General features: G+C 72.6%; 28 protein-coding genes. 21 read left to right on the plus strand and 7 right to left on the minus strand.

Going from position 1 to position 25,349, the window contains the following annotated elements; translation table 11 throughout:
* Window positions 1–24: 24 nt before the first annotated feature.
* From E6W39_RS27045 to E6W39_RS27055, 3 genes are all read left to right on the plus strand, one after another.
* Window positions 25–1,842, plus strand: a complete 1,818-nt coding sequence (locus E6W39_RS27045) for a DEAD/DEAH box helicase (RefSeq protein ID WP_141637973.1) — start codon at window positions 25–27, stop codon at window positions 1,840–1,842.
* A 451-nt stretch (window positions 1,843–2,293) separates the two neighbouring features.
* Entirely contained in the window at window positions 2,294–2,944 is a 651-nt protein-coding gene (locus E6W39_RS27050; RefSeq protein ID WP_101385169.1) for an IclR family transcriptional regulator, read from the plus strand.
* Between the two features lie 25 nt (window positions 2,945–2,969).
* Window positions 2,970–3,761 (plus strand): S16 family serine protease, encoded by a 792-nt coding sequence (locus tag E6W39_RS27055; protein WP_228718379.1) that lies wholly within the window; start codon window positions 2,970–2,972, stop codon window positions 3,759–3,761.
* 14 nt (window positions 3,762–3,775) lie between these two features.
* Here E6W39_RS27055 and E6W39_RS27060 read toward each other — a convergent pair whose 3' ends face one another.
* The gene (locus tag E6W39_RS27060; RefSeq protein ID WP_141635726.1) at window positions 3,776–4,294 is read right to left on the minus strand and encodes an Lrp/AsnC family transcriptional regulator; all 519 of its coding nucleotides are present in this window, start codon (window positions 4,292–4,294) and stop codon (window positions 3,776–3,778) included.
* Window positions 4,295–4,512: 218 nt separating this feature from the next.
* Between E6W39_RS27060 and hppD the strand changes: the two genes are divergently transcribed.
* Window positions 4,513–5,646, plus strand: a complete 1,134-nt coding sequence (gene hppD / locus E6W39_RS27065) for a 4-hydroxyphenylpyruvate dioxygenase (RefSeq protein WP_141635727.1) — start codon at window positions 4,513–4,515, stop codon at window positions 5,644–5,646.
* A gap of 71 nt (window positions 5,647–5,717) precedes the next feature.
* Here the strand turns inward: hppD and E6W39_RS27070 are convergent, their stop codons facing one another.
* Window positions 5,718–6,239, minus strand: coding sequence for a hypothetical protein (locus tag E6W39_RS27070; protein WP_141635728.1), 522 nt, complete (start codon window positions 6,237–6,239; stop codon window positions 5,718–5,720).
* Between the two features lie 106 nt (window positions 6,240–6,345).
* Between E6W39_RS27070 and E6W39_RS27075 the strand changes: the two genes are divergently transcribed.
* The 3 genes from E6W39_RS27075 to E6W39_RS27085 all read left to right on the plus strand — a co-directional run bounded on the left by E6W39_RS27075 (window position 6,346) and on the right by E6W39_RS27085 (window position 10,039).
* On the plus strand, window positions 6,346–7,059 hold the full coding sequence (locus E6W39_RS27075; RefSeq protein WP_181799462.1) for a response regulator transcription factor: 714 nt from the start codon (window positions 6,346–6,348) through the stop codon (window positions 7,057–7,059).
* 47 nt (window positions 7,060–7,106) lie between these two features.
* Window positions 7,107–8,504, plus strand: coding sequence for a sensor histidine kinase (locus E6W39_RS27080; RefSeq protein WP_141637975.1), 1,398 nt, complete (start codon window positions 7,107–7,109; stop codon window positions 8,502–8,504).
* A 107-nt stretch (window positions 8,505–8,611) separates the two neighbouring features.
* Window positions 8,612–10,039, plus strand: coding sequence for a glycosyltransferase 87 family protein (locus E6W39_RS27085; RefSeq protein ID WP_228718380.1), 1,428 nt, complete (start codon window positions 8,612–8,614; stop codon window positions 10,037–10,039).
* A gap of 23 nt (window positions 10,040–10,062) precedes the next feature.
* Here E6W39_RS27085 and E6W39_RS27090 read toward each other — a convergent pair whose 3' ends face one another.
* Window positions 10,063–10,479, minus strand: coding sequence for an SsgA family sporulation/cell division regulator (locus tag E6W39_RS27090; RefSeq protein WP_141635730.1), 417 nt, complete (start codon window positions 10,477–10,479; stop codon window positions 10,063–10,065).
* Window positions 10,480–10,688: 209 nt separating this feature from the next.
* On the opposite strand from E6W39_RS27090, the gene E6W39_RS27095 reads away from it, so the two are divergent.
* The 3 genes from E6W39_RS27095 (at window position 10,689) to E6W39_RS27105 (ending at window position 13,508) form a co-directional block, all read left to right on the plus strand.
* The gene (locus tag E6W39_RS27095) at window positions 10,689–11,972 is read left to right on the plus strand and encodes an RDD family protein (RefSeq protein WP_141635731.1); all 1,284 of its coding nucleotides are present in this window, start codon (window positions 10,689–10,691) and stop codon (window positions 11,970–11,972) included.
* 82 nt (window positions 11,973–12,054) lie between these two features.
* Window positions 12,055–12,702 (plus strand): RDD family protein, encoded by a 648-nt coding sequence (locus tag E6W39_RS27100; protein WP_141635732.1) that lies wholly within the window; start codon window positions 12,055–12,057, stop codon window positions 12,700–12,702.
* A gap of 113 nt (window positions 12,703–12,815) precedes the next feature.
* Window positions 12,816–13,508, plus strand: coding sequence for an endonuclease V (locus E6W39_RS27105; RefSeq protein ID WP_141637977.1), 693 nt, complete (start codon window positions 12,816–12,818; stop codon window positions 13,506–13,508).
* Between the two features lie 124 nt (window positions 13,509–13,632).
* Here E6W39_RS27105 and E6W39_RS27110 read toward each other — a convergent pair whose 3' ends face one another.
* On the minus strand, window positions 13,633–14,355 hold the full coding sequence (locus E6W39_RS27110) for a WXG100 family type VII secretion target (RefSeq protein ID WP_181799463.1): 723 nt from the start codon (window positions 14,353–14,355) through the stop codon (window positions 13,633–13,635).
* 209 nt (window positions 14,356–14,564) lie between these two features.
* Here E6W39_RS27110 and E6W39_RS27115 point away from each other — a divergent pair, with 209 nt between their 5' ends.
* From E6W39_RS27115 to E6W39_RS27140, 6 genes are all read left to right on the plus strand, one after another.
* Window positions 14,565–15,194 carry a hypothetical protein gene (locus E6W39_RS27115; RefSeq protein WP_141635734.1) on the plus strand — a complete coding sequence of 210 codons (630 nt, stop codon included), beginning with the start codon at window positions 14,565–14,567 and terminating at the stop codon, window positions 15,192–15,194.
* A gap of 64 nt (window positions 15,195–15,258) precedes the next feature.
* Window positions 15,259–16,776: a WXG100 family type VII secretion target gene (locus E6W39_RS27120; RefSeq protein WP_141635735.1), complete on the plus strand. Its 1,518-nt coding sequence runs from the start codon at window positions 15,259–15,261 to the stop codon at window positions 16,774–16,776.
* 31 nt (window positions 16,777–16,807) lie between these two features.
* A complete protein-coding gene (gene mycP / locus E6W39_RS27125) occupies window positions 16,808–17,974 on the plus strand; it encodes a type VII secretion-associated serine protease mycosin (protein WP_181799464.1) in 1,167 nt (388 codons plus the stop codon).
* Window positions 17,971–18,444 (plus strand): HIT family protein, encoded by a 474-nt coding sequence (locus E6W39_RS27130; protein WP_141635737.1) that lies wholly within the window; start codon window positions 17,971–17,973, stop codon window positions 18,442–18,444. Before mycP ends, E6W39_RS27130 begins: the two co-directional genes overlap by 4 nt.
* A 33-nt stretch (window positions 18,445–18,477) precedes the next feature.
* Window positions 18,478–18,861 carry a VOC family protein gene (locus tag E6W39_RS27135; protein ID WP_141635738.1) on the plus strand — a complete coding sequence of 128 codons (384 nt, stop codon included), beginning with the start codon at window positions 18,478–18,480 and terminating at the stop codon, window positions 18,859–18,861.
* A 19-nt stretch (window positions 18,862–18,880) separates the two neighbouring features.
* Complete coding sequence (locus E6W39_RS27140) at window positions 18,881–19,279, plus strand: winged helix-turn-helix transcriptional regulator (RefSeq protein ID WP_141635739.1); 399 nt, start codon at window positions 18,881–18,883, stop codon at window positions 19,277–19,279.
* A gap of 112 nt (window positions 19,280–19,391) precedes the next feature.
* On the opposite strand, the gene E6W39_RS27145 is transcribed toward E6W39_RS27140, so the two are convergent.
* Window positions 19,392–19,694, minus strand: coding sequence for a hypothetical protein (locus E6W39_RS27145; RefSeq protein WP_101381622.1), 303 nt, complete (start codon window positions 19,692–19,694; stop codon window positions 19,392–19,394).
* Window positions 19,695–19,941: 247 nt separating this feature from the next.
* Here E6W39_RS27145 and E6W39_RS27150 point away from each other — a divergent pair, with 247 nt between their 5' ends.
* Window positions 19,942–20,982, plus strand: a complete 1,041-nt coding sequence (locus tag E6W39_RS27150) for a hypothetical protein (RefSeq protein WP_141635740.1) — start codon at window positions 19,942–19,944, stop codon at window positions 20,980–20,982.
* A gap of 144 nt (window positions 20,983–21,126) precedes the next feature.
* Here the strand turns inward: E6W39_RS27150 and E6W39_RS27155 are convergent, their stop codons facing one another.
* Both E6W39_RS27155 and E6W39_RS27160 read right to left on the minus strand, forming a co-directional pair.
* Entirely contained in the window at window positions 21,127–21,714 is a 588-nt protein-coding gene (locus E6W39_RS27155) for an isochorismatase family protein (RefSeq protein ID WP_141635741.1), read from the minus strand.
* Between the two features lie 235 nt (window positions 21,715–21,949).
* Entirely contained in the window at window positions 21,950–23,305 is a 1,356-nt protein-coding gene (locus E6W39_RS27160; RefSeq protein WP_141635742.1) for a nicotinate phosphoribosyltransferase, read from the minus strand.
* A gap of 188 nt (window positions 23,306–23,493) precedes the next feature.
* Here E6W39_RS27160 and clpS point away from each other — a divergent pair, with 188 nt between their 5' ends.
* From clpS to E6W39_RS43685, 4 genes are all read left to right on the plus strand, one after another.
* Window positions 23,494–23,787 carry an ATP-dependent Clp protease adapter ClpS gene (clpS, locus tag E6W39_RS27165; protein ID WP_035848862.1) on the plus strand — a complete coding sequence of 98 codons (294 nt, stop codon included), beginning with the start codon at window positions 23,494–23,496 and terminating at the stop codon, window positions 23,785–23,787.
* Between the two features lie 105 nt (window positions 23,788–23,892).
* Window positions 23,893–24,471: a DUF2017 domain-containing protein gene (locus E6W39_RS27170; RefSeq protein ID WP_141635743.1), complete on the plus strand. Its 579-nt coding sequence runs from the start codon at window positions 23,893–23,895 to the stop codon at window positions 24,469–24,471.
* A gap of 88 nt (window positions 24,472–24,559) precedes the next feature.
* Window positions 24,560–24,982, plus strand: coding sequence for a Mov34/MPN/PAD-1 family protein (locus E6W39_RS27175; protein ID WP_141635744.1), 423 nt, complete (start codon window positions 24,560–24,562; stop codon window positions 24,980–24,982).
* Window positions 24,983–25,121: 139 nt separating this feature from the next.
* Complete coding sequence (locus E6W39_RS43685; protein ID WP_323809093.1) at window positions 25,122–25,241, plus strand: putative leader peptide; 120 nt, start codon at window positions 25,122–25,124, stop codon at window positions 25,239–25,241.
* Window positions 25,242–25,349: the final 108 nt, after the last annotated feature.

Consider the following 25,349-nt stretch of genomic DNA (forward strand, 5'->3'; position numbering starts at 1 on the left):
TCGCCCGCGCCGTCCATCTCGCCGCTGTTCTCCGATGCCGCCGAGCCGCACCAGGCGGTTCGGCCCAGCGGGACCTCCGCCGCCACGCACCTGTCTCCGGCGTTCCCGGGCCGGGCGCCCTGGGGGACCGCCGGCAAGCTGCGCGCTTGGCAGCAGGGGGCGCTCGACAAGTACATCGAGACCCAGCCCCGGGACTTCATGGCGGTCGCCACCCCGGGCGCAGGCAAGACCACCTTCGCCCTGACCCTGGCCTCCTACCTGCTGCACAACCACCTGGTGCAGCAGGTCACCGTGGTGGCGCCCACCGAGCACCTGAAGAAGCAGTGGGCGGAGGCGGCCGCGCGGATCGGCATCCGGCTGGATCCGGCGTACTCCTCGGGTCCGCTCTCCCGGGACTACCACGGCATCGTGGTCACCTACGCGGGTGTCGGGGTCAACCCGATGCTGCACCGCAACCGCACGGAGTCCCGCAAGACGCTGGTGATCATGGATGAGATCCACCACGCGGGCGACTCCAAGTCGTGGGGCGAGGCCTGCCTGGAGGCGTTCGAGCCGGCCACCCGGCGGCTCGCGCTGACCGGTACCCCGTTCCGCTCGGACACCAACCCGATCCCGTTCGTCCAGTACGAGCCGGACACCGACGGCCTGCGCAAGTCGGTCGCCGACTACACCTACGGCTACGGGCACGCGCTGGCCGACCACGTCGTCCGCCCCGTGATCTTCCTCTCCTACAGCGGCAACATGCGCTGGCGGACCAAGTCCGGCGACGAGCTGGAGGCCCGGCTCGGCGAGCCGATGACCAAGGACCTGATCGCCCAGGCCTGGCGGACCGCGCTCTCCCCGCAGGGCGAGTGGATCCCCAATGTGCTGCGGGCCGCCGACAAGCGGCTCACCGAGGTGCGCAAGGCGATCCCGGACGCCGGCGCCCTGGTGATCGCCAGCGACCAGAACTCGGCCCGCGCCTACGCCAAGATGATCCGCGAGATCACCGGCAGCAAGGCCACCCTGGTGCTCTCCGACGAGGCCGAGGCGTCCAAGAAGATCTCCGACTTCTCGGCCTCGGACGACCGCTGGATGGTCGCGGTCCGGATGGTCTCCGAGGGCGTCGACGTGCCCCGCCTCGCGGTCGGCGTCTACGCCACCTCGATCTCCACCCCGCTGTTCTTCGCCCAGGCGGTGGGCCGCTTCGTGCGGGCCCGCAAGCGGGGCGAGACCGCCTCGGTCTTCCTGCCCTCGGTGCCGATGCTGCTCGGCTTCGCCAACGAGATGGAGCTGCAGCGCGACCACGTGCTGGACCGGCCGAAGAAGGAGGGCGACGGGCTCTTCGACGAGGAGGACCGGCTGCTCGCCGAGGCCGAGCGGGCCAACGACGGTCCGGACGGGGCCGGCGGCGAGGAGCTCTCCTACGAGGCGCTCGGGTCCGACGCGGTGTTCGACCGCGTGCTCTACAACGCCATGGAGTTCGGGATGCAGGCGCACCCGGGCTCCGAGGAGGAAGAGGACTACCTCGGCATCCCCGGCCTGCTGGAGCCGGACCAGGTGCACCTGCTGCTGCAGAAGAGGCAGAGCCGCCAGATCCAGCGCTCCAAGGCCAAGCCCGCCGAGGAGGCCGACCTGCTCGAACTGCCGGCCGAGCAGCGCCCGGTGGTGACCCATCAGGAACTGCGGGAGCTGCGCAAGGAGTTGAACACCCTGGTGGCCGCCTGGCACCACCGGACCAACCAGCCGCACGGCACCATCCACAACGAGCTGCGCCGCCAGTGCGGCGGTCCGCTGACCGCCCAGGCCACCGCCAACCAGCTCCGGGCCCGGATCGCCAAGGTCAAGGAATGGGCCCGCTGACCTCGCTTTTCCCGTCGGCGGAAACAACGGTCCGTCACCGTTCTGCCGACGGTTCGTCACGGTGATTCCGGCCCGGCGCACCACGAGTGCGCCGGGCCGTCCGCATTCCGACCGGCGAGTTCCCCGGAAACTCCCAGGTGTCCGTTACCCGGAACGACGGTGCTGGCGGCGGCCCAAACGGGCCCGCGAATTGCCGACGATTGCCCGGGTTGGTCCGAATCCAAAAAATCGATCTTGACCGAATTTTGGACAAGCACTTCCGCAGCGCCGATTCAGTTACTACTTTCTCCCCACGCTCTGCCGTAGGCACGACCTCCTACCGGAGCGCGCAGGGCCGCGTGTGCCGATGACGTCGCAGCAGGCCTGCCGCGTCCATCACCCCTGCGCGCGACTCACTCGGTCGGCGCGCCGGCCTGCCGGTCGGCCGACGCCGTGGAAAGGAATGCGTGTCGTGACCGCCGAGACCTCCCAGACCCTTGACCGCGGTGTCCGGGTGCTCAAACTGCTGGCCGACTCGGAGCGCGGGCTGACCGTCACCGAGCTGGCCGCCCGGCTGGCCGTCAACCGCACCGTGGTCTACCGGCTGCTGGCCACCCTGGAGCAGCACGGGCTGGTCCGCCGCGACATCGGCGGGCGGGCCCGGGTCGGCCTCGGGGTGCTGCGGCTGGCCCACCGGGTGCACCCGCTGCTGCGCGAGGCGGCGCTGCCCGCGCTGCGCAGCCTGGCCGAGGACCTCGGGGCGACCGCCCACCTCACCCTGGTGGACGGCACCGAGGCGCTGGCCGTCGCCGTGGTGGAGCCCAGCTGGACCGACTTCCACGTCGCCTACCGCACCGGCCTGCGGCACCCGCTGGACGAGAGCGCGGCCGGCAAGGCGATCCTGGAGGCCCGCAAGCACCCCGGCCAGCGGCGGCCCGAGCAGGCCTTCGTGATCACCCGGGCGGAGGAGCAGTCGGGCGCCAGCGGCGCCGCCGCCGCGCTGATCGGCCTGAGCGGGATCGAGGGCAGCGTCGGCGTGGTGATGCTCAACGGCCTGGTGCCCGAGCGGGTCGGGCCGCGGGTGGTGGAGGCGGCGACCGAGGTGGCGGACGCCCTGCGCTGAGCCGCGGTGTGTTTGGATTCCCCTTGTGCCTGCTGACTCCAACACCTCCTGGCTGACCCCGCGCCGCCGGGCGCTGACGCTCTGCGGCGCCGTCCTGGCCGTGCTGTTCCTGATGGTCGCGTTCGCGCCCCTGCCGTTCACCAAGACCTGGCCGGGCGCCACCGCCAACGCGCTGGGTAGCTACCAGGGCAACCAGGTGGTGACCATCACCGGTGCCCCGGTCCGGGCGACCAGCGGATCGCTGCTGGTGACCACCATCCTGGCCACCGGACCGAAGGAGTCGATCAGCCTGGAGGCGGCGTTGCAGGGCTGGCTGGACCCGAAGGTGGCGGTACTGCCCCGGGACAGCGTCTACCCGCAGGGCGACATGAGCCAGGCCCGCCAGGAGGTGGTGCAGTCCCAGGACAGCGCCACCGCCGCCGCGCTGAGCTATCTGCACCTCTCCCCGGACCAGGTGAAGGTCTCCGTCAACCTCGGCGACATCGGCGGCCCCAGCGGCGGCCAGATGCTCACCCTGGCGATCATCGACAAGCTGGCCGGCAACAACAAGGGCGGCGACCTGACCGGCGGACGCGACATCGCCGGCACCGGCACGATCGACGCCAACGGCGACATCGGCACGGTCGGCGGGGTGGCGCTGAAGACCCAGGCGGCGGCCCGCGACGGTGCCACCGTCTTCCTGGTGCCGCGCGCCGAGTGCGCCGACGCCAAGGTCAACACCCCGCCCGGGCTGCGGCTGGTCCCGGTGAACACGCTCAGCGACTCGGTGGCCGCGCTGAACGCGCTCGGCAGCGGCGGGCCGGTGCCCAGCTGCTGAGACCGCCCGTCTGATCAGGCCGTCGGCGGCTCCTCGCCGGCGGCCTGCGCCACCAGCGGCAGCACCCGGTAGGGCACCGGGTTCTCCAGCGCGATCGCGGTCGCCGCCCGGACGATCCCGTCGAAGCCCACCACCCGGTCGATCACCCGCTGCAGGTCGGCGTTGGAGCGGGCGACGATCCGGCAGAGCATGTCGCCCTGCCCGGTGATGGTGTGCAGCTCCAGCACCTCGGGCACCGCGGCGAGGTGGGCCCGCACGTCGGCGCCCTGGCCCTGCGAGATCTCCAGGGTGGCGAAGGCCGTCACCGGATAGCCGAGCGCCGCCGGATCCACCTCGGGCCCGAAGCCCCCGACCACCCCGCGTGCCATCAGCCGGTCCAGCCGGGCCTGCACCGTGCCCCGGGCGACCTGCAGCCGGCGCGAGCACTCCAGCACCCCGATCCGCGGCTCGGCGGCCAGCAGTTCGATCAGCCGGGCGTCCAAGGCGTCGATTCGGGACGCAGCACCGATATGGGGCGAAGCTGGCACGTGCATCGGAAGCCTCCAAGGCTGGGCAGTCTGTACAGCCGGCAGTCGCATTCTGCGACCAGAGCGCACAGCTTGACCAGCATTCGACCGAACAGTTGCGCAGCGACGTGAGCGGGGCCACTCTCCACCCACGACCCCGTGACGGGCACCCCCACCCGCCGCCACGGGCCGCCGGCCCCACACCCCGGGGCGGGCGAGGTCCTCACGCCTACAGGGAGGCAGTCATGACCGACACCGCCGCTCAGTCCGTCCCCGCCGACTCCTTCCCGGTGAAGGGGATGGACGCCGTCGAGTTCGCAGTGGGCAACGCCAAGCAGGCCGCGCACTACTACTCCACCGCGTTCGGGATGCGCTGCGTCGCCTACCGCGGCCCGGAGACCGGCCAGCGCGAGACCGCCAGCTACGTGCTGGAGTCCGGCTCCGCCCGGTTCGTCTTCACCTCGGTGATCAAGGCGACCACCGACCACGGCAAGTTCATCGAGCAGCACGTGGCCGCCCACGGCGACGGCGTGACCGACCTGGCCATCGAGGTGCCGGACGTCCACGCCGCCTACGCCTACGCCATCGAGCACGGCGCCACCGGCCTGGTCGAGCCGCACGAGCTGGACGACGAGCACGGCACCGTGGTGCTGGCCGCGATCGCCACCTACGGCGAGACCCGGCACACCCTGGTGGACCGCTCCCGCTACGCCGGCCCGTACCTGCCCGGCTACGTCGCCAAGAACCCCATCGTGGCGCCGCTCGCCCGTCGCAACTTCCAGGCCATCGACCACTGCGTGGGCAACGTCGAGCTCGGCAAGATGAACACCTGGGTGGAGTTCTACAACCAGGTGATGGGCTTCACCAACATGAAGGAGTTCGTCGGCGACGACATCGCCACCGAGTACTCCGCCCTGATGTCCAAGGTGGTCGCGGACGGCACCCGCAAGGTGAAGTTCCCGCTCAACGAGCCGGCCATCGCCAAGAAGAAGTCGCAGATCGACGAGTACCTGGAGTTCTACGGCGGGCCCGGCGTCCAGCACATCGCGCTGGCCACCAACGACATCGTGGCGTCGGTCCGGCAGATGCGCGAGGCCGGTGTCGAGTTCCTGGACACCCCGGACAGCTACTACGACACCCTGGGCGAGTGGGTCGGCGACACCCGGGTGCCGATCGAGGAGCTGCGCGAGCTGAAGATCCTGGCCGACCGCGACGAGGACGGCTACCTGCTGCAGATCTTCACCAAGCCGGTGCAGGACAAGCCGACCGTCTTCTTCGAGATGATCGAGCGGCACGGCTCGATGGGCTTCGGCAAGGGCAACTTCAAGGCGCTGTTCGAGGCGATCGAGCGTGAGCAGGAGAAGCGCGGCAACCTGTAACACCGCCAGTGGCCCGAGGCCCCTGGTCCTTCCGTCCGGACCGGGGGCCGTCGGGCTGCCCGGGTGCCGGCTCAGCGCACCACGGTCTGCACGTCCGGCGGATGCCCGTTCCAGGTGACGAAGACCGAGTTGGTGCTGTCCGCCTGGGTGAAGTCGACCCGCAGCCACTGGTCGCCGGTCCACATCTGCAGCTGCCAGCCCGGATCCGGCACGGCCGAGACCAGCTCGGCGCTGTCCGGGCGCAGGTTCACCGCGACCCGGCCGCCCGGCACCAGATAGCTCCGCACCGTGCCGCCGCCTCCCGGGGTGCTCGGTGTGCCCGCGTCGCTCGGCACCGGGTGCCGCTCGGCCACCGGGGTCGGGCTGGGCTCAGGGGCGGCGGGCGCCGGGGTCGGCGCGGCGGTCGGCGGCGTGGGAGGCGCGGGCGGCACGGAAGGTGCGGGCGCCGGGGTCGGGGAGTGCCGCACCGGCAGCGCGGCCGGCGGTTCGAACGCCGAGTCCGAAAGCACCGCGCTGACGCCCAGCCAGGACAGCAGCACCGCCGCCGTGGTGGCCAGCGCCCAGGCGCCCGTCTGAACCAGTCCGCTCCGCATCGCGGCCCATCCTGCCGCACGGCGCCCGCCCGCGGCCCGGCGGGATGGCCAGCTCCCTTATTGCGCAAGCTTCTTGAGAAAATGAGCGATGCCGTACGGTGCGGCCATGGCAACAGTCCTGGTGGTCGAGGACGACCCGCTCGTGCGCTCGGCCCTGATCCGGCACCTGTCCGACGTCGGGCACGCCGTCCGCAGCGTCGGCACCGCGCTGGCCGCCCTGCGCGAGGTCGCCCAGGTCGGCTGCGACCTGGTGATCCTCGACCTCGGGCTGCCCGACCTGGACGGCGGCGAGGCACTGAAGATGATCCGCGGCCTGACCGACGTGCCGGTCATCGTCTCCACCGCCCGCGACGACGAGACCGAGATCGTCCGGCTGCTCAACGACGGCGCCGACGACTACCTGGTCAAACCGTTCTCCGGGGAGCACCTGACCGCCCGGATGACCGCCGTGCTGCGCCGGCTCGGCACCGCCGCCGCCCCGGCCGCGCCGGTGCTGCGGGTCGGCGGCCTGGCCATCGACGCGCAGCGGCGCGAGGCGGTGCTGGACGGGCGGGCGCTGGACCTGACCCGCCGCGAGTTCGACCTGCTGGCCTTCCTGGCCGCGCGCCCCGGCGTGGTCGTCCCGCGCAAGGAGATCCTGGCCGAAGTGTGGCGGCAGAGCTACGGCGGCGACCAGACCATCGACGTGCACCTGTCCTGGCTGCGCCGCAAGCTCGGGGAGACCGCCGCCAGCCCGCGCTACCTGCACACCGTGCGCGGCGTGGGGGTGCGCCTGGAGGCCCCGGTCGCGCCGGCCCCGGCCGGCGAGCCCGGCCGGTGACCAAGGCCGCCGCCGGGCCGTCGTCCGGTCGGCGCGGCGGCCAGTCGCTGCGCCGGGCGCTGGTCAAGGCGGCCGTCGCCGGGACCACCATGGTCGCCCTGGCCTTCCTCATCCCGCTCGGCCTGACCGTCCAGCAGACCGCCCGGGACCGGGCCTTCACCAATGCCGACAAGCAGGCCGCCGCCCTCGGCCCGGCGCTGGCCATCACCACCGACCGGGACGACCTGGCCCGCGCCCTGGCCAGCACCGACGCGGGCGCCCGCGGCAAGGTCGCGATCCATCTGCCGCCCGACGCCGGCGCCACCGCGCCGGGCGCCACGGTGGGCACCGGCCGCGCCGGGGCGCCCGAGGTGGCCGCCGCCGCCCTCGGGCGGGTCCTGACCGTGCCGGTCCCCGGCGGCTATGCCCGGCTGCAACCGGTGGCCGTCAACCCGGCCCGGGTCGCCGTGGTCGAGGTCTACGTCGCCGAGAGCGACCTCACCCGGGGCGTCGGCACCGCCTGGCTGGTGCTGTCGCTGGTCGCCCTCGGCCTGGTGGCGCTCGCCGTGCTGGTGGCCGACCGGATGGGCGGGCGGATCGTCGGCTCGGCCCGCCGACTGGCCGCCGCCGCCCGGGCGCTGGGCGCCGGGGACCTGGCGGTGCGGGTCCCGGAGACCGGGCCGGAGGCCGACGGCAGCCCGGCCGAACTGCGCGACGCCGCCACCGCCTTCAACACCATGGCCGACCGGGTGGCGCACCTGCTGGCCGCCGAGCGGGAGCTGGCCGCCGACCTCTCGCACCGGCTGCGCACCCCGCTCACCGTGCTGCGCCTGAACGCGGCGGCGCTGGGCGACGGCGACGCGGCCGACGCCACCCGGCACGCGGTCGCCCAACTGGAGCGCGAGGTCGACCAGATCATCCGCTCGGCCCGCCGACCGGTGACCGAGGCCCCGGCCGGCCCGGTCGGCTGCGACGCCGCCGAGGTGATCCGCGAGCGGGTCGGCTTCTGGTCGGCGCTGGCCGAGGACGAGGGGCGGCCCTGGGGGCTGCACGGTGCCGAGGCGCCCGCGCAGGTGCCGGTGCCGCGCGGCGACCTCGCGGCGGCGGTGGACGCACTGCTCGGCAACGTCTTCCGGCACACTGCGGTCGGCACGGCCTTCGCCGTGGACGTGCTGGCCACCGAGCACGCGGTGATCGTCCTGGTGGGGGACGCCGGGCCGGGCTTCGACGATCCGTCGGCGGCGCTGCGACGTGGCGAGGGTCACGGCGGCGAGGGGTCCACCGGGCTCGGCCTGGACATCGTGCGCAAGCTGGCCGCGGTCACCGGCGGAGACCTGGCACTGGGCCGCTCGGCGGGGCTCGGCGGCGCCGAGATCCGGCTGCGGCTGGGTGTCGACGCGGCCCCGCCGGCCCCGGCCGCCCGCCGGCTGGGACGGGCCCGCAGGCGCCGCGACGGCATCGCCTGAGGTGGCCGCGGTCCTTCGCAATCACCTCTTGCACAGCACACGCCACAGCCACACCCCTCCGGTATGGTCGATGGCTGGTCGACCGGCCATCGGGATGGAGCGGGCAAGTGACAGTGGTGCATGAGGACCAGCGGACGGTGCGAACCGCCCCCCGGCCCGCCCCTTCGCCCGCAGAGAGGTGGCGACCCTGGGTCACCGCCCCGGTGCGGGCGGTGCGGGAGGCACCGCGCAAGCCGATGTGGATCGCCACCCTGCTGGCGCTGGCCTCGCTGTTCGGCTACGCGCTGGTCCGGCACCTGATCGGCACCGCCATGGTGGACATGATCGTCTACCGGGCCGAGGGCAACGCGGTGGTCCACCACCTCGACCTCTACGGGCTGCGGGTCACCGCGGCCAACCTGCCGGCCACCTACCCGCCGTTCGCCGCGCTGCTCTTCGTGCCGACCACCTGGTTCTCGGTGAGCTTCCTACGGGTCGCGGTCACCGCCGGCAACGTCGGACTGCTCGCCCTGGCGGCGCTGCTCTCGTTCCGGCTGGCCGGCTGGCCCAACCGGCAGCTGCGGCCGGTCGGCGTGGTGCTGGTCGCCGGGCTCGGTGTCTGGCTGGAGCCGATCTACACCAATCTGCGCTACGGCCAGATCAACCTGCTGCTGCTCTGCCTGGTGCTCTGGGACTTCAACGTCGCGCGGGACCGCGGCTGGAAGGGCGTCGGCATCGGGATAGCGGCCGGCATGAAGCTCACCCCGGGACTGTTCGCCGTCTACCTGCTGCTCACCGGCCGGATCCGGGCCGCGATCACCGCCGGCGTCACCTTCCTGGTCACCTTCGCCGCCAGCGCGCTGGTGCTCCCCGACGCCAGCAAGGGCTTCTGGACCAAGTACCTCTACGACTCCTCCCGGGTCGGCCGCACCGACATCGTCGACAACCAGTCGCTGCGCGGGATCGTCGCCCGCTTCGAGCAGGTGCACGTGCCCGGGCCCGGAGCCGCGCTGCTGGTCGCCGTGGTCGCGGTGGCCGGCCTCGCGATCGCCGCCCAGCTCTGGCGCGACAACCGCCGACTGCCCCGCGCCGAGGCCTGGGGCGTCTGCTGCACCGCCGTCACCGCGCTGCTGGTCTCGCCGATCAGCTGGACCCACCACTGGGTCTGGTGCGTGCCGCTGCTGGTGCTGCTGGCCGCCGAGGCGGACCATGAGCGCACCCGGCCGGCCGCGGTGCGCCGCCGGCGCTGGCGGCCGATCTTCGTGATGACGCTGCTCGGCTTCTGCTCCTTCGCGATGTGGATGGTGCCGCACGTCGGCATAGTCGACCTCCGGCTCAGCCTGTTCCAGCAGCTGCCCGCCGGCCTCTACCCGTGGATCGGGCTCTGCTTCCTGACCGTGGCCGCCCTGCGGGTGCGGGCCCGGCGACAGGCGGTGGGACGGCCGGTGGTGCCCCAGCCGCGGTCCGCCTCCCGGGCACCAGGGGCGCTGATCGCCCCGCGCACCTCCGCCGAGCAGCGCCCGCCCGCCGAGCAGCGCACCCCCGCGGTGCGCTGATCCGGGCCGTCGGCCGCACCGGCTCAGGCCAGCAGCGCGGCGAGCGAGCCCTCCAGGTCGAGGACGCCCAGCTCGCTGCCCGGCGGCACCAGCCGGTGGCAGCGCTCCAGCCAGGACGCCACGGTCGGCAGCGGCGCCTCCAGCAGCGCGTCGCCGCCCGGTGAGGTGAGCGCCAGGCAGAGCACGCTCTGCCTACCCTCGCGGGTGGGCCAGATCCGCACATCGCCCTGGCCGCACGGGCGGAAGGTGCCCTCGACCAGCAGCTCGCGGGCGAACACCCAGGTCACCGGGGAGCCAGTGTCCAGGTGGAAGGTGATGTGCACGGCGTACGGGTCGTGGCTGCCGTACGACAGCCGGGCCGGGACCGGGATGCTGCGCTCGGGCGAGAGCACCAGCTTCAGCTGCAGTTCCTGCTCCACCACGCTCGGCTGGACGTCCATGGCGTCGTTCCCCTCGATCGCTCCCACCGGCCCGTGCGGGCCGCTTCACCCGGAGAGAGCACGGGGGCGCCGAGGTCTTACACACATTCCGGGCGGATGTCCCGGGAATCTCCAACACGAGCGGAGGACGCCTCGAAAGGGCTACCCTTTGTGACTGCCCGGCGACGTGGCGTGCGTCCCCGCCGAGGCTCCAGGAGAGTGGATCAGCCATGTCGGACCAGCCAATGGTCGCCAGCCGGGCGGCCGCACCCGAGCCCGGCTACTACCCGGACCCGTCGGTGCCGGGCTTCGTCCGCTACTGGAACGGCGGTACCTGGGTGCCCGGGACCAGCCGTCCGGCACCCGCCGAGGGCGAGGTGCTGCCCCCGCCGCCGTTCGCCGACCGGCCGGCGGCGCGGCCCAACGCGCGCTACATCCCGCCGCCCGTGGTGCCCGCCCCGCCCACCGCGCCGGAGCCGGCCGTGGTGGTGGCCGGCGAGGACTGCGAGACCGGGCCGGTGTTCCTGGACGAGACGGGCGCCAGCGCGGTGTTCACGCTGGGTCCGGCGGCCCAGCTGGACGAGCCGGGGTGGCGGGCCGATCCGCATGAGCAGCGCGGGCTGCTGGAGACGGGGGGAGCGCCGCGCTGGGTCTCCTGGGGGGTCACGGAGGGTACCGGCGCGCACGGGGCGGCGGGGGCGCCTGCCGCGGGGGCTGCTCCGATTGCCGAGGCGGGGCCCGCTTTCGCGCCGGCCTCGGCTCCGGCGCCCGTTCCCGCACCGGCTCCCGTTCCCGCCCCGGCACCCGTGCCTGTGCCTGTGCCCACGCCTGTGCCCACGCCTGTGCCCACGCCTGTGCCCGCGCCTGTGCCCGCGCCCGCGCCTGTGCCGGTGGCGGCTGCCGCGCCGGTGCCGGGGACCGTGGTGCCGGGCACCGCAGCCATGGCCGCCGCTCCCGGGCCCGCTCCGATCGCGCCCGCGCCTGCCCCGCTGCCGGCCATGCGCCAGAAGTCGGCCCCGCCGACCTCCGATGCCACCAGGGCGCCGGCGGCACAACCCGCGGGAATCGGCCGCCGACTGCTGGCCAGGCTGGTGGACCTGCTGCCACTGGCCGCCGTCGGCACCGCCGTCGGCCTGCCGCTGGTCACCCAGACCAGCGCTTACCTGCAGCAGAAGCTCGACCAGGCCCGGACGGTCAGTCAGCTGACCCGCCGCGAGGTGGACGTCTGGCTGATCGACGGCACGGTCATCGGGCGGGTCGCCCTGCTGCTGGGTGCGCTGCTGCTGGCCGGCCTGCTGCTGGAGGTGCTGCCCACCGCGCGGACCGGCCGCACCCTGGGCAAGCGCCTGCTCGGCCTACGGGTCGTCAGGGTCGGGACCAGGCAGCCGCCGGGCGTCGGCCGGGCCTGCGGCCGTTGGCTGGTCGGCCAGCTGCTGCTGGTCACCGTGCTGGGACTGGCCGGCCTGGCGGCCTGGCCGGACAAGGCGGCACGCACCACGGTGGTGCGCGGCTGACCGGCGGTCAGGATCGGTTCAAGGTCGGCGAAACGGGTCTGATATCCGTAGAAGATACGATTTGCGGTGATCTACTGCTCATATGAGCAGCTACGACCCGTCGAACGCCGATCCGGAAGGAGGCGGCAAGCCCTCCTTCGACAAGCAGCCGCCGCAGCCCGGCGCGAACGGCTCTCCGTACAACGGCAAGCCCTCCGACCCCGGTGACTACCAGGGCAGCTACGGCGGCCCTGCGCCCGGCGGCAGCCCGTACGGCTCCTACGGCGGCGCGCCCGGCGGCGTCCCCCAGGGCGGCCCGCCCCAGATCGCCGGCATGCCCCCGCTCGGCACCTGGCCGAGCCGGATCCTCGCCCGCCTGATCGACTACGTGCTCATCCAGGTGGTCGCCTTCGCCGTGACCCTGCCGATCAGCGGCTTCGACCGGAACGGCTGGACCGAGGGCGTCTGGGTGTACTACGCGCTGTACCTGGTCTACGACGGCGTGATGCTCTCCCGGGACGGCCAGACCCTGGGCAAGAAGGTGATGAACGTCCGGGTCGCCATGCTGAGCGACGGCTCCCGCCCGAACCGCCAGGCCGCCTGGACCCGGGCCGCCGTCTTCACCGTGCCCGCGGTGCTCTGCTGCGGCCTGTGGTGGCTGGTCGACGGCATGTTCGGAGTCTTCGACAAGCCCTACCGCCAGTGCATCCACGACAAGGCGGCGAAGACCGTGGTGGTCTCCACCAACTGACGCACCGGCAGAAGCACCGGCAGCCCCCGGTCGACCGGCGGACCCACCCGCTAGCGTTGCCCCGGTCCGGCCCGCGCCGACCGGACCCGTCTGCCACCCGGGGGAGCACCGTGATCACGACCGTCGACCTGGCCGCCTGGCCCACCACCGAGGCGGCCGCCCTGGCCGAGCAGCACCGCCTGCGCCCCCTGGTCGAGCCGCACGGCCCGGCACCCGCCCCCGGCGCCCTGGTGGCCGGAGTCGACGTCGCCTACGACGACGAACGGGACGTGGTCGCCGCCGCGGCCGTCCTGCTCGACCTCGACACCCTGGAGGTGGTCGAGCAGGCCACCGCCGTCGGCCGGATCGCCTTCCCCTACCTGCCCGGCCTGCTGGCGTTCCGTGAGCTCCCCGCCGTGATCGACGCCCTGTCCCGGCTCACCCGCCGACCGGACCTGGTGGTCTGCGACGGCTACGGCCTGGCCCACCCGCGCCGCCTCGGCCTGGCCAGCCACCTCGGCGTGCTCACCGGCCTGGCCACCATGGGCGTGGCCAAGACCCCGTTCACCTTCAGCAGCACCGACCCGGGCCCCGAGCGCGGCGCCTGGACCCCGCTGGTCGACGCCGGCGACGGCAGCGAGGTCGGCCGCGCGCTGCGCACCCGCGCGGGAGTGAAACCGGTCTTCGTCTCGGTGGGCCACCGGATCGGGTTGTCCGAGGCCGTCTCCGCCGTGCTGGCACTGACCCCCAAGTACCGCCTGCCGGAGACCACCCGGCAGGCCGACTCGCTCTGCCGGCGGGCGCTGGGGGAGGCGGTGAGGGGTTGAGGCGGGGGCGAGGTGGACGGCGTTGGTGGCGTTGACCTCAGTTGCCTTGCGAGGGTCCTCGGCGACGAAGGCCTAGCCACCTTGCGGAGCAGCGATGCCCACGACTACATGCCCTTACATCCCCTTACATCCCCTTCGGAGCGTCGGCACCGCGTGCGTTGATCTCGCGGTCGATGGCCGCCGGGTCCGGCTTCGGCAACTGGGTGGAGTTGCGTGACGGGAGTTCGAATTCGCCGCTGGGTACGTACGGCGTGTTGCGTGGCGGGAGTTGGAACTCGCCGCTGGGTACGTACGGCGTGTTGCGTGGCGGGAGTTCGAATTCGCCGCTGGGGACGTACGGCGTGTTGCGTGGCGGCAGTTCGAACTGGCCATCACCTGCGGGGACCACGTAGGGCGCGTCGATGAGCTTGGTGGCGAAGGGGTCGGGGCTGCCCGGCGGGAGCACGTACGGCGCGTCGATCACGGCGCTCATGGTGCTCGCGGTGGTGGCCGACTGGGTGGTGGTGGCGGCGGCGGGGGTGGGGGCCGGCTGGTTGATGGCTGCCAGCTGGGCGGCCACCGACTGGTCGGTGCTGCGGTAGTTCTGCGCCATCGCCACCAGCTTGCCGCCGTAACCGTCCATGTCCTTGGCGAGCCCGTCGAGCAGCGTCTTCCAGGCGGCGGTGCAGTCGTGCAGCGCGCCGGCCGTCGCCCAGCCCTGCAAGCCCTCGGAAGCCTGGTCGCTCGGCTGGACGATCTTCGTCGTCTCCCCTGGTATCTGCTCGGCGATCTGCTGGCCGCTCTTTCCACTGGCGGTCAGCACATCGGGATTCACCTGGAGCGTTTGGCTCCCCTCGGGCTCCTGCATGGTCCCCCCATGTGTCTCATCGGATACTCTGGGTAGGCACCGTAGCAGGAGCATCCGACACTCGCACATGAGTACGGAGGCCCAGTTCCACCCAGTTCGGCGGCGCACGACTGCCGGGCGGACACCCGTGGTGGTGGACACGACGGTTGGCGTTGCGTTGAATACTGGGCAGGCTCGGACGGACACGAGGACGGGGGAGGGCGCGAACCGTGGCCGACAACGGGAGCAGCGGCTCCGGCTACCAGGTCGAGGTGGACAGCCTGCGAGCGTTCGCCGGACAGGTGCGCAGCCTGCTGGCCGACTTCCAGGCGAACGCCGACGGACCCACCGCGCACGCCAAGTCGGGCATCGCCCGCGGCTCCCTCGGCGACTTCGCCGAGGCCACCGCGCTGCACAACCAGTACGACGTGATGCGTGACGGCCTCAAGGACGTCCTCACCGCCCTGCAGCAGGCGATCGACGAGGCCCAGAAGAAGGCCGACCTGACCGCCAGTAACTACGAGGAGCAGGAGCACCAGACCTCCCAGAGCCTCCAGGTCACCTCCGACGGCTGGTCGGTCGGCAGCCCCGCGACCGCCGCCGCCTACGGCGCGTCCGCCGCCGGCGGTGCGGCGGCGGGCGCCGTGGCCGGTCGGTCGGCGGCCAACCGGGCCGCGAACCGGGCGGGTGCCGATCCGAGCACCGGTGACGCGGCGGCGCGCGACGGTGCGGTGCCCTCGCTGGCGGGGGCCCCGGCGGGCGCGCCTGCGGGCGGCAAGCGCAAGCCGGGCGGCGCGAAGCCGGACCAGGGCGCGCCGGCGAGTGACGGCCAGGACGGGACGGAGCTTCCGCAGTGGTGACGACTCCTCAGGATCTGGTGGTGGACTTGGTGGCGATGCCTAGGGCGACACGGGGTGAGTCGGCGTGAGTGACGATGTGACGGACTTCAGCGGCTACAGCCACTCCCAACTGCGGAAGATGGTCGAGTCGCTGAACTCCGGCGACGTGATGTCCGCCAGCGACCCCTGGCGTCGCGCCGCCAACACCCTCAAGCAGATCCGCACCTCCCTGGACACCGCCTCCGGCGACGCCACCCAGAAGTGGGAGGGCAACACCAGCGACGCCTTCTACGGTGCGATGACCAAGCTGGCCGGCAACGTCAACAACACCGCCGCCTACGCCAACGACGCGGCCAACACGCTGCAGATGATGTCCGAGGCCATCGACCAGGCCAAGCACGACATGCCCGAGGAGCCGGGCTTCTGGGAGCAACTGGGCAACGGGATCTCGGACACCGTCCAGAACACCATCGGGACCGGCGACGACAGCACCAAGACCCCGATCGCCGACCAGCGCAAGGCCCAGGCCGTCGCGGTGATGCAGACGCTGGCGAACAAGTACCGGACTGCGGTGCCGGTGTTGAAGCCGCCGCCGATGAACATCCATGGCGATGAAAACGTCCCACCGCCGGATCCGACGGCCGCCGCCGCCCTGAGCGCCTTTGTCATGGGTGCCGGTGTCGGTGCAATCGGCGGCTATGCGACGGCGCCGGATACCCAGCAGGCAGCGAACCGGGCGGCCACCGCGAGTACCCCTGCTCCGAAGCCCCGTCAGGTCTCGTCGACCACCTCGGCAGGGCCCACGGACTCCGGGATCAAGGGCGGTGTCCCGAACTCGGCGCCCACGGCGCCGAAGTCCGTCGCGATCGGCTCGGGAACTGCACCGGTGGCATCCACAGCCGAGCCGCAGGGCGGGGCTCCGTTGCCCACCGCGCCGACGACGGGCACCAGTCTGGACCACACGGCACTCGCCGGTCGGCCTCCGGCGATCGCCACCGGCGGCGCACCGAGCGGCATGCCGAACGGCATCGCGCCGACCGGCACCAATCCGATGCCGGTGGGCCTCGGCACCAGCGCCGGTCAGAGCCCGCTGCTGGGCGAGCGCGGCTCACGTGGCGCGTTCGATGCGCCGCTGACGCCTCGTGGGGGACGGCCCGGTGCGGGATCGACGCCTCGTGAGGGTGTCTTCACCGGCGAGGGCGAGCCGACTGCGAGTGGTGGCGGACGCGGTCCTGGCGGGACGCCAGGACTCGGAGAAGCGGCCGGGATGCCGGGCGGCCGAGCCGGAGCCGGGCTGCGTGGTGGTGCTGCCAGCCGTCGGCGGATCGGTGCCGTCGGCGAACCGGAGGAGCCGGTGGGTGGTGCGGCGAGTGGGGCCCCGCGCGAGAGGGCCTTCACCGAGGGCGGCACTGGCCTCGGTGCTCGCAGCAGGGCCGGCGCGGAGCGCGTCGGGGAACCCGGCGAGGAGGGCATGGGTGTGCCTCCCGGCACGCGGGACACACGGCGTAAGAAGAAGCCCACGGGCAAGCGGGCGGACTACCTGGTCGAGGATGAGGAGACCTGGGCGTCGGATGAGGACGCCAACCCCGGCGTGGTGGAATGAGGGGCTGACGTCGACGAGTGGGGGAGCGGTCATGACCGGCAGGCGGTCGATGCGGGGAATGGCCGCTCTGGCGGCTGGGGCCCTGGTGTGGGGCTTGGCGGCCGGGCCCGCTGTAGCGGACAACATCCGGGACCAGCAGTGGGCACTGAAGGTCTATGACGCCCCGAACAAGGTGTGGCCGATCAGCCAGGGCGATGGTGTCACTGTCGCGGTGATCGACACGGGAGTAAATGCAGATCATCAGGATCTGACTGGTCAGGTTCTCCCCGGAGCTGATTTCTCGGGTGAGCAGACTGATGGGCGGGTCGACATGCAAGGTCATGGGACCGCCATGGCCAGCCTGATCGCCAGCCATGGGCATGGGGACAACGCTGGAGTGATGGGGTTGGCCCCGAAAGCGAAGATCCTTCCGATTCGGCTGCAGCTATCCGAGGTGGGGGACGTCCAGGCAAGCGGCGGCGATCGCTTTGCGGAGGCGCTTCGCTACGCGGTTGATCACGGGGCCAAGGTCGTCAGCATGTCGATCAGTGGTGCGATGCGGACTAACCCGGATGACCGCGCGGCGGTGAATTATGCGCTGTCACGGGACGTGCTCCTGGTGGCGGCCAGCGGGAATCTGGGGTCAACTGTCGAATACCCGGCGGCTTTTCCGGGAGTGATGGCAGTCGGGGCAGTCGACAAAACCGGCAACATCTGGGAGAAGTCTGACCAGGGGCCCGAGCTGTCGCTTGTGGCTCCCGGGGTCGGCATCACTCATGCCGGATACAAGTCAGCCACAGATTATGGCTACTCAGACGGCACCTCCGACGCCACCGCCTACGTTTCCGCCATCGCCGCCCTGGTGCGCTCCAAGTACCCCGACCTCACCGCAGGTCAGGTGATCCGCCGGTTGATCACCACCGCTGTCGCGCCGTCTGACGGCACTGCGGTGCCCAATGACCGCTACGGCTACGGGATCGCGTCTCCGTCGAAGGCGCTGGCGGCGAACCCCGCAGTGGACGGCGGGCCGAAGGACAACCCGTTGCTGAACCGGGTGGAGTCGCAGGGCGCGCCCGATTCGGCGTCGCCCGCGCCGGTGCCGCAGGTGGCGGCGGGTGGTGGCGGCGGGGTGTCGGTGTGGCTGTATGTCGCGGGTGGGGTGGTCCTGTTGCTGGTGGTGGGCGGGATCGTCGTGCTGGTGCGGCGGGTCACGGCGTGACGCTGGAGTGCTACAGCTGCGCCCGGACGGCGGTGCTCGACGAGTTGCCGCCGCGTGAGCGGGTGGCGGTGGATGAGCACTGGCGGGTGGCGCACGCGTTCGGGGCGGGGTTGCTGGGCTGGCTGGTGCTGCTGCCCCGACGGCATGTGCTGAGCATCGCCGAGCTCACGGACGACGAAGCGGCAGCGCTGGGCCACTGGCAGGTGCGGCTGTCGCGGGCGCTGACCGAGGAGACGGGTTGCCGGAAGGTCTATGTGGCCCAGTTCGCCGAGGCGCCGGGGTTCGGGCATGTGCACTTTCATCTGGTGCCCCGGCCGCGGGAGTTGGCGGAGGAGTTGCGCGGGCCGAGGGTCTTCGGGCTGCTCGGCGATGAGGCCGGCCCGTCGGAGCGGGAGCGGGACGAGTTCGCGCTGCGCCTGGCCAGCCGGCTCGGCCGGTCGGCATCGTCACAAGATCGATTTTCCTCCTGACAAGGCGCCAAGTGCGGGACTAGGGTCGTGTGCATGTCCGATTCCACTGACTTCTTCGCCGGCCTGCACCACGTCCAGCTCGCCATTCCGCCGGGGGCCGAGCCGCTCTGCCGGGAGTTCTGGGGCGACGTGATGGGGATGACCGAGCTGGAGAAGCCGCCGGTGCTGGCGGCCCGCGGCGGCTGCTGGTTCCGCGGTGGCGGCCTGGAGGTGCACCTCGGCGTGGAGCAGGACTTCGCCCCCGCCCGCAAGGCGCACCCGGGCATCCTGGTGAACGGCCTGCGGGCGCTGGCCGAGCGGCTTGCGGCCCATGGCCACCCGGTGCAGTGGGACGGTGAGTTCCCGGGGCACGACCGCTTCTACGCCTTCGACAAGCTGGGCAACCGCCTGGAGTTCCTTGAGCCCCACCAGGCTTGAGAACGACCTGCCCGCGACGATGACTGGGAAGACCTTCGCCCCGGCCCCGCCGGAGCCGCTGCCGCGTGATCTGTTCGATCCGGACTGCCTGCCGAATCCGGTGCCGATCAGGTTCAGCGAGAAGTGGGCCTGGCTGGTGCTGCGTTGCCTGGAGCCGGGGCCGCGGCGGTTCTCGGAGCTGCGGGTGCCGCTGCACTGGGTCACGCCCAAGGTGCTGACCGAGACGCTGCGCTCGCTGGAGCGGGACGGGCTGCTGACCCGGACCGAGTTCCAGGAGCACCCGCCCCGCGTGGAGTACGAGTTGACGACGTTGGGCCACTCGCTGTTCGGCCCGATGGACGCGGTCTGCGGCTGGGCCAGGGAGAACCTGGGCCGGCTGCTGGCGGCCCGCGAGGCGCATCCGGCACCGTCGAAGTAGGCGTCGCGGCCGGCGTCGAACGTGGCGAGCCGGCCGTGGAGGGAAACCCCCGCTACCCCCGCTACCCCCGCTACCCCCATTGCCCCCTTTGCCCGGTGGCTCCGCCGACCGGTCAGGCGACCAGTTCGCGGGCCTCCAGGTAGGTCCGCACCACTGCCATGCCGTACACCGGCTGGATCAGTTGCTGGCCCTTGAAGAACGGCCGAGCCGGGGCGAAACCGGCCGCGACGAGCAGCTCGCGGATCTCTGCTATCTCCGCCTCGCTGCGGGCCGTGAAGCGGACCTCCCAGCCCTTCTTGTACGTCGACCCCCGTTCGCCGGCCCGGCGGGCGGGGTCGGGCCGCCGGACGTAACCGGGCAGCCGGCCCAGGCGCAGCTGCGCCGCGCTCAGACCTGATGTTTCGTCATATGGCATGTCCCGATGGTAGGCAATGGCCTCCGGCTGCTCGCGGGGAGGGAGGATTCCGCGTGAGTGGTCCGGGTCACATGGCGATTGGGGAATGCATAGCGTGGGTACTACGCGCCAGCAAATCGCGTCCAATTACTCCGAATGAGTGAGGGTATGGAGACTTTAGTGCGGAGCTGTCCCGGTTTGACGACGGTTCCGTAACGGTGCGTCAGTGCACGACTCCGGCGACCGGGTGACGGGGGAGGGTTGTCGCATGAGCTTCCAGATGCCGCCCACCGCCCTGTCCCTCGAAGAGCTGTCCCGCCGCCAGCAGAACGTGATCACGGCAAGTCAGTTGCGGGCCCGGGGAGTTCCGTCCCGGGTGGTCAGTGAGCACTGCCGGCGTGGCGGCCCATGGCAGCGTCTGCTGCCCCGGGTCTACCTGCTGCAGCCCGGCGAGCCGACGCCCGAGCAGCGGATGTGGGCCGCGCTGCTCTACGCGGCCCAGAACGGGCGCGAGGAGGGCAGCGGCACCGGCGCGGTGATCACCGGTGCGGCCGCGCTGGCGCTCTACGGCTTCAGCGGGGTGCCGCGGCTGCCGGCCGTCACCTGGGTGCAGGTGCTGGTGCCCCGGCAGCGCCGGCTGCGGGACGTGGGGGAGGTGCGGATCCGGCGCACCGCCCGGGAGTTGGAGGCCCGCGAGGTGCACGGGCTGGCCTGCGCCCCGGTGCCGCGGGCGGTGGCGGACGCGCTGCGCGAGTGGACCGACAGCGGGGTGCTGGAGGCGGGGCTGCTCGGGCCCCAGGTGCTGCGGACCGTGCTGCGCGAGGCGGTGGCCGACGGCTGGGCGGACGGTCCCCGGGCCTGCCCGCCGGCCGAGCTGCTCGCCGAACTGCGCGAGGCGGACCTGCTGGCGCAGCCGCGGATCCGCGCCGCGGTGGACGAACTGCTGGCCGCCGAACGGCAGTCGACGCTCGGCGGGGTGCTGGAGCTGGCCGCCGCCGAGCTGCTGCCGGACCCACTGACCGGGCCCGAGCTGCGGATGCGCGGTGGCACCTTCGTGGCGGTGCCCGACCTCTACTGGCCGCAGGAGGGCGTGGCGGTCGAGGTGGACTCGGCGCTGCGCTGCCTGAGCGACGGCGAGACCGCCTGGGTGCGGGCCGGGCAGCACCGGATGACGTACCTCGGGGTGCGGGTGCTGCACCTGACCGCGAATCAGGTGGCGGACGAGCCGGCCGCGGTGGCCGATGAGCTGCGGCAAGCCCTGCTGACCGGCGGCACCGACCTGGTGGAGCTGCAGATCACCGAGGGCTGACCCAGCCCTGGCGAAGACTCCGCGAAGGCTCAGCCCAGCTCCGGCTTACCGCTCGGCCCAGCAGCCGCTTGCCGCTCGGCCCCGCGCCGGCTCGTCGCTCGGCCCAGCAGTCGCCTGCCGCTCGGCCCCGCGCCGGCTCGCCGCTCAGCCCAGCACCGGTTCGCCGCTCAGCACCACGCCCGCCGCCCGCAGCTGCTCCAGTGCCTTCGCCGTGGTCTCCGGTGCCACACCCGCCGTGAGGTCCAGCAGCACCCGGGTGGTGAACCCCTCCCGTGCCGCGTCCAGTGCGGTCGCCCGCACGCAGTGGTCGGTGGCGATGCCGACCAGGTCCACCTCGTCCACCGCATGCTCGCGCAGCCAGTCGGCGAGCGTGCTGCCGTTCTCGTCGAAGCCCTCGAAGCCGCTGTAGGCCGCGGCATGGGCGCCCTTGGAGAAGACCGCCTCGATCGCGCCCGAGGTGACCGAGGGCGCGAAGTTGGGGTGGAAGCCGACCCCCTCGGTGCCGGCCACGCAGTGCGGCGGCCAGCTGTCCACGTAGTCGGGCTCGGCGGAGAAGTGGTCGCCCGGGTCGAGGTGGTTGTCCCGGGTGGCCACGATGTGGTCGTAGGAGCCGCGCTCGGTGGCGATCAGCTCGGTGATCGCGGCCGCCACCTCGGCCCCGCCGGCCACGGGCAGGCTGCCGCCCTCGCAGAAGTCGTTCTGCACATCGATGACGATCAGGGCCCGGGACATGGTGTTGGATCCTTGCTGAGGGTCGGGTGGCGAGCGGGGTGGCCGCTCGGGAGTGTGGCCACTCTAGGGAGTGCCGGTGGAGGGTGGAAGGGGCGCCCCGCCGAGGGCTGTGCCTCGCCGAAGGCTGTGCCCACTGAAGCAAGCGCCTCGCCGAAGGCTGTGCCCACTGAAGCAAGCGCCCCGCCGCAGGCTGTGCCCCGCTGGAGCACGGAAGCGGCGCCCCGCCCGCCCCGGGTCAGTGCAGCAGCAGCTCCGTGGCGATCACCGGCTCGCCGCGGGAGAGCTGGGTGGCCGACATCGGCAGGGCGCCCCGCGAGCGCAGGTGGCGTTCCCGGGCGGCGGACAGCGGCTCCTGGCCGACCACCTCGCCGGCCCGCACCAGCGGCACCTGCAGGGTGTGCCCGGCGAGCTCGGCGGGCAGCTCGCCGGTGCCGACCACCTCGGCCTCGGCCACCCCGTCGGCGTCCGGGCGGCGGGCCGCCCACTTGCGGCCGCCGATGCTGGTCTTGGCGCCGGCCGAGCGCTTGGCCACCGGCACCAGCGGGGCGCCGGGATCGGTGGAGGCGGCCCGCGCGACCAGCTTGTAGACCATCGCGCAGGTCGGCTGGCCGCTGCCGGTGACCAGGCTGGTGCCGACTCCGTAGCCGTCGACCGGCGCGGCGGCGAGCGCGGCGATGGCGTACTCGTCCAGGTCGGAGGTGACGATGATGCGGGTCTGCCGGGCGCCGAGCTCGTCGAGCTGGCGGCGGACCCGGTGGGCCAGCATGGTCAGGTCGCCGGAGTCGATCCGGACCGCGCCGAGTTCGGGCCCGGCCACCTCGACGGCGGTGCGCACCGCCTCGGCCAGGTCGTAGGTGTCGATCAGCAGGGTGGTGCCGGTGCCCATCGAGGCGATCTGGGCGGTGAACGCGTCCTTCTCGCTGTCGTGCAGCAGGGTGAAGGCGTGCGCGGCGGTGCCGGTGGTCGGGATGCCGTGGGTGAAGCCGGCCTCCAGGTCGGAGGTGGCGGCGAAGCCGGCGACGTAGGCCGCCCGGGCGGCGGCGACCGCGGCCCGCTCGTGGGCCCGCCGGGCGCCCATCTCGATGCACGGCCGCTCCCCCGCGGCGGCCGTCATCCGGGACGCGGCGGCGGCCACCGCCGAGTCGAAGTTGAGGATGGAGAGGATCACCGTCTCCAGGATCACGGACTCCGCGAAGCTGCCCTCGACGGTCAGCAGCGGGGAGCCGGGGAAGTAGACCTCGCCCTCCGGGTAGCCGTGGATGTCACCCGTGAAGCGGTAGTCGGCCAGCCAGCGCAGGGTCGGCTCGTCCACCACCCGCTGGTCGGCCAGCCAGTCCAGCTGGGCGGTGCTGAACCGGAAGTTCTGCACCGCGTCGAGGACCCGGCCGACGCCGGCCAGCACGCCGTAGCGGCGACCGTCAGGCAACCGCCGGGTGAAGACCTCGAAGACCGAGCGGCGGTGCGCCGCACCGCTGCGCAGCGCGGCCTGCAGCATGGTGAGCTCGTAGCGGTCGGTGAGCAGCGCGGTCGAGTCGGCTGCCGGCGAGGTGGGCAGGGCGGTCGGTGCCGCCGCGAATGCCTGGGCGTCCATGAGGATGATGCTACTACCGCTTAGCGTCAGTTTGACGATTTGTGCGCCCAACTGCCGGGTCGGAATCGCTCCGCGCTCCCTCGGATGGCAGCATGGGAGGTCAGAGGGGGCCTCTGCCCAGTCAGGGAGGGGTGCCCCGGCAGTGCCAGACGCAGAGCCCGTGACCCGTCCCGTGAGGAGAGCCCGCCGTGAGTGTCGCGCCGGCCGAGATCGAACGCCCCGAGGCCGAGAGCCTCCCGGTGGCGGAGCCGGACACGCCGTGGGTGACGATCGTCCACAACGATCCGGTCAATCTGATGAGCTACGTCCTCTACGTCTTCCAGGCCTACTTCGGCTACCCGAAGGAGAAGGCCCGCAAGCTGATGATGGACGTCCACACCCGCGGGCGCGCGGTGGTCTCCAGTGGCACCCGCGAGGAGATGGAGCGGGATGTCCAGGCCATGCACGGCTACGGCCTGTGGGCCACCCTGCAGCATGACTGACGATCAGTCGGCTCCGCTGATCGCTCGAGGAAAGTCGCACTCCACACAATCGCACTCCAATATCGCACTCCAATCAATCACAAGCGTGGGACGGTAGTTGCACTGATGGCTGGGTTGTTCGAGCGGACCCGAGACGGGGGCGCGGCGATCGCGCTCGACCAGGTGGAGGCCGACATCCTCCGCTCGCTGGAGGTGCAGATGCTGGAGCTGATCGGGCCCGGCCCGGGCGGCGATCCGGGCGCCGACCCGCTGGCCGCCCTGTTCGCCGAGGGCCCGACCGAGACGCCCAGCGACCCGGCGCTGGCCCGGCTCTTCCCCGACGCCTACGGCGACCCCGCCGAGGCGGCCGACCCGCAGACCCGGGCGCTGGCCGGCGAGTTCCGCCGCTACACCGAGCTGGACCTGCGGGCCCGCAAGCGGGAGGACGCGCTGTTCGTGGTCCGCTCGCTGGACACCCTCGGCGGCGACGGCGGGGTGCTGAGCCCCACCGGCGAGGAGTGCCGGCGCTGGCTCGGCGCGCTCAACGACCTGCGCCTGACCATCGGCATCCGGCTGGAGGTCACCGAGGACGACGAGCAGGGCCTCTACGAGCTGCCGGACAGCGACGAGCGCAAGCCGCTGGTGATGGCCTACCTGTGGCTCGGGGCGATGCAGGAGTCGCTGCTGGAGGCGATGACCGGCTGATCGGGGCCGTCGCGCCCGCGAGTTGGCGCCGCCGTCCGGCGGTCGGAGGCGCCGACGGGCCGCTCGGGGCTGCCCCTATCCTGGCCGCATGCTGACCATCACCCGAGAGCTGCACGACGCGATCGTCGCCCACGCCCGCGCCGACCACCCGGACGAGGCCTGCGGGGTCGTCGCCGGACCGGTCGGCAGCGACCGCCCGGAGCGGTTCATCCCGATGCTGAACGCGGCCCGCTCGCCCACCTTCTACGAGTTCGACTCGGCCGACCTGCTCAAGCTCTACCGCGAGATGGACGACCGGGACGAGGAGCCGGTGGTCGTCTACCACTCGCACACCGCGACCGAGGCCTACCCCTCGCGCACCGACGTCAGCTACGCCTCCGAGCCGAACGCCCACTACGTGCTGGTCTCCACCGCCGAGGGCACCGGGGCCGGCGACCCGTTCCAGTTCCGCTCGTTCCGCATCGTGGACGGAGTGATCACCGAGGAGGACGTCCAGGTGGTCGACGCCTGACCGGCAGGGCCGGCGGTCCGGGCCGACCGACCCGCCGGCCACCCGGGCGCTCCCGGTGTATCTCAGCACTCGGGAGGAAATCATCCGAGCAGCGAGACGGGCATGGAGGAACCCGGCCGGGAATCTATACGATGCCCGCATGCGTTCCGTCGATGTGAGTACTCAGGCCCCGGGCATCCGCCTCGTGGCGCGCCTGCACATCGACCTGTGCCGGCACGCCGCGGCGATCTGTCCGGATGCCTCCCGCTGCGACACCTGAGGGCGCGCCGCCCGGCCCGAGCCGGGTGCGCGCGGCCGGACGCACCGCCTTCCGCCCGAACCCGCCGCGCCCCTGCGGCCCCCACCACCACCTGCCCAGGAGCACAGC

The sequence above is a fragment of the Kitasatospora acidiphila genome (assembly GCF_006636205.1).
In the GTDB taxonomy this organism is placed as follows: domain Bacteria; phylum Actinomycetota; class Actinomycetes; order Streptomycetales; family Streptomycetaceae; genus Kitasatospora; species Kitasatospora acidiphila.

Excerpts from the sequence above, each read along its gene's own strand:
- E6W39_RS27060 (WP_141635726.1), bottom strand. The coding sequence starts at position 4,294 with ATGCACGTGCCAGCTTCGCCCCATATCGGTGCTGCGTCCCGAATCGAC.
- hppD (WP_141635727.1), top strand. The coding sequence starts at position 4,513 with ATGACCGACACCGCCGCTCAGTCCGTCCCCGCCGACTCCTTCCCGGTG.
- E6W39_RS27070 (WP_141635728.1), bottom strand. The coding sequence starts at position 6,239 with ATGCGGAGCGGACTGGTTCAGACGGGCGCCTGGGCGCTGGCCACCACG.
- E6W39_RS27075 (WP_181799462.1), top strand. The coding sequence starts at position 6,346 with ATGGCAACAGTCCTGGTGGTCGAGGACGACCCGCTCGTGCGCTCGGCC.
- E6W39_RS27090 (WP_141635730.1), bottom strand. The coding sequence starts at position 10,479 with ATGGACGTCCAGCCGAGCGTGGTGGAGCAGGAACTGCAGCTGAAGCTG.
- E6W39_RS27095 (WP_141635731.1), top strand. The coding sequence starts at position 10,689 with ATGTCGGACCAGCCAATGGTCGCCAGCCGGGCGGCCGCACCCGAGCCC.
- E6W39_RS27100 (WP_141635732.1), top strand. The coding sequence starts at position 12,055 with ATGAGCAGCTACGACCCGTCGAACGCCGATCCGGAAGGAGGCGGCAAG.
- E6W39_RS27110 (WP_181799463.1), bottom strand. The coding sequence starts at position 14,355 with ATGCAGGAGCCCGAGGGGAGCCAAACGCTCCAGGTGAATCCCGATGTG.
- mycP (WP_181799464.1), top strand. The coding sequence starts at position 16,808 with ATGACCGGCAGGCGGTCGATGCGGGGAATGGCCGCTCTGGCGGCTGGG.
- E6W39_RS27135 (WP_141635738.1), top strand. The coding sequence starts at position 18,478 with ATGTCCGATTCCACTGACTTCTTCGCCGGCCTGCACCACGTCCAGCTC.
- E6W39_RS27140 (WP_141635739.1), top strand. The coding sequence starts at position 18,881 with ATGACTGGGAAGACCTTCGCCCCGGCCCCGCCGGAGCCGCTGCCGCGT.
- E6W39_RS27145 (WP_101381622.1), bottom strand. The coding sequence starts at position 19,694 with ATGCCATATGACGAAACATCAGGTCTGAGCGCGGCGCAGCTGCGCCTG.
- E6W39_RS27150 (WP_141635740.1), top strand. The coding sequence starts at position 19,942 with ATGAGCTTCCAGATGCCGCCCACCGCCCTGTCCCTCGAAGAGCTGTCC.
- E6W39_RS27155 (WP_141635741.1), bottom strand. The coding sequence starts at position 21,714 with ATGTCCCGGGCCCTGATCGTCATCGATGTGCAGAACGACTTCTGCGAG.
- E6W39_RS27160 (WP_141635742.1), bottom strand. The coding sequence starts at position 23,305 with ATGGACGCCCAGGCATTCGCGGCGGCACCGACCGCCCTGCCCACCTCG.
- E6W39_RS27170 (WP_141635743.1), top strand. The coding sequence starts at position 23,893 with ATGGCTGGGTTGTTCGAGCGGACCCGAGACGGGGGCGCGGCGATCGCG.
- E6W39_RS27175 (WP_141635744.1), top strand. The coding sequence starts at position 24,560 with ATGCTGACCATCACCCGAGAGCTGCACGACGCGATCGTCGCCCACGCC.
- E6W39_RS43685 (WP_323809093.1), top strand. The coding sequence starts at position 25,122 with ATGCGTTCCGTCGATGTGAGTACTCAGGCCCCGGGCATCCGCCTCGTG.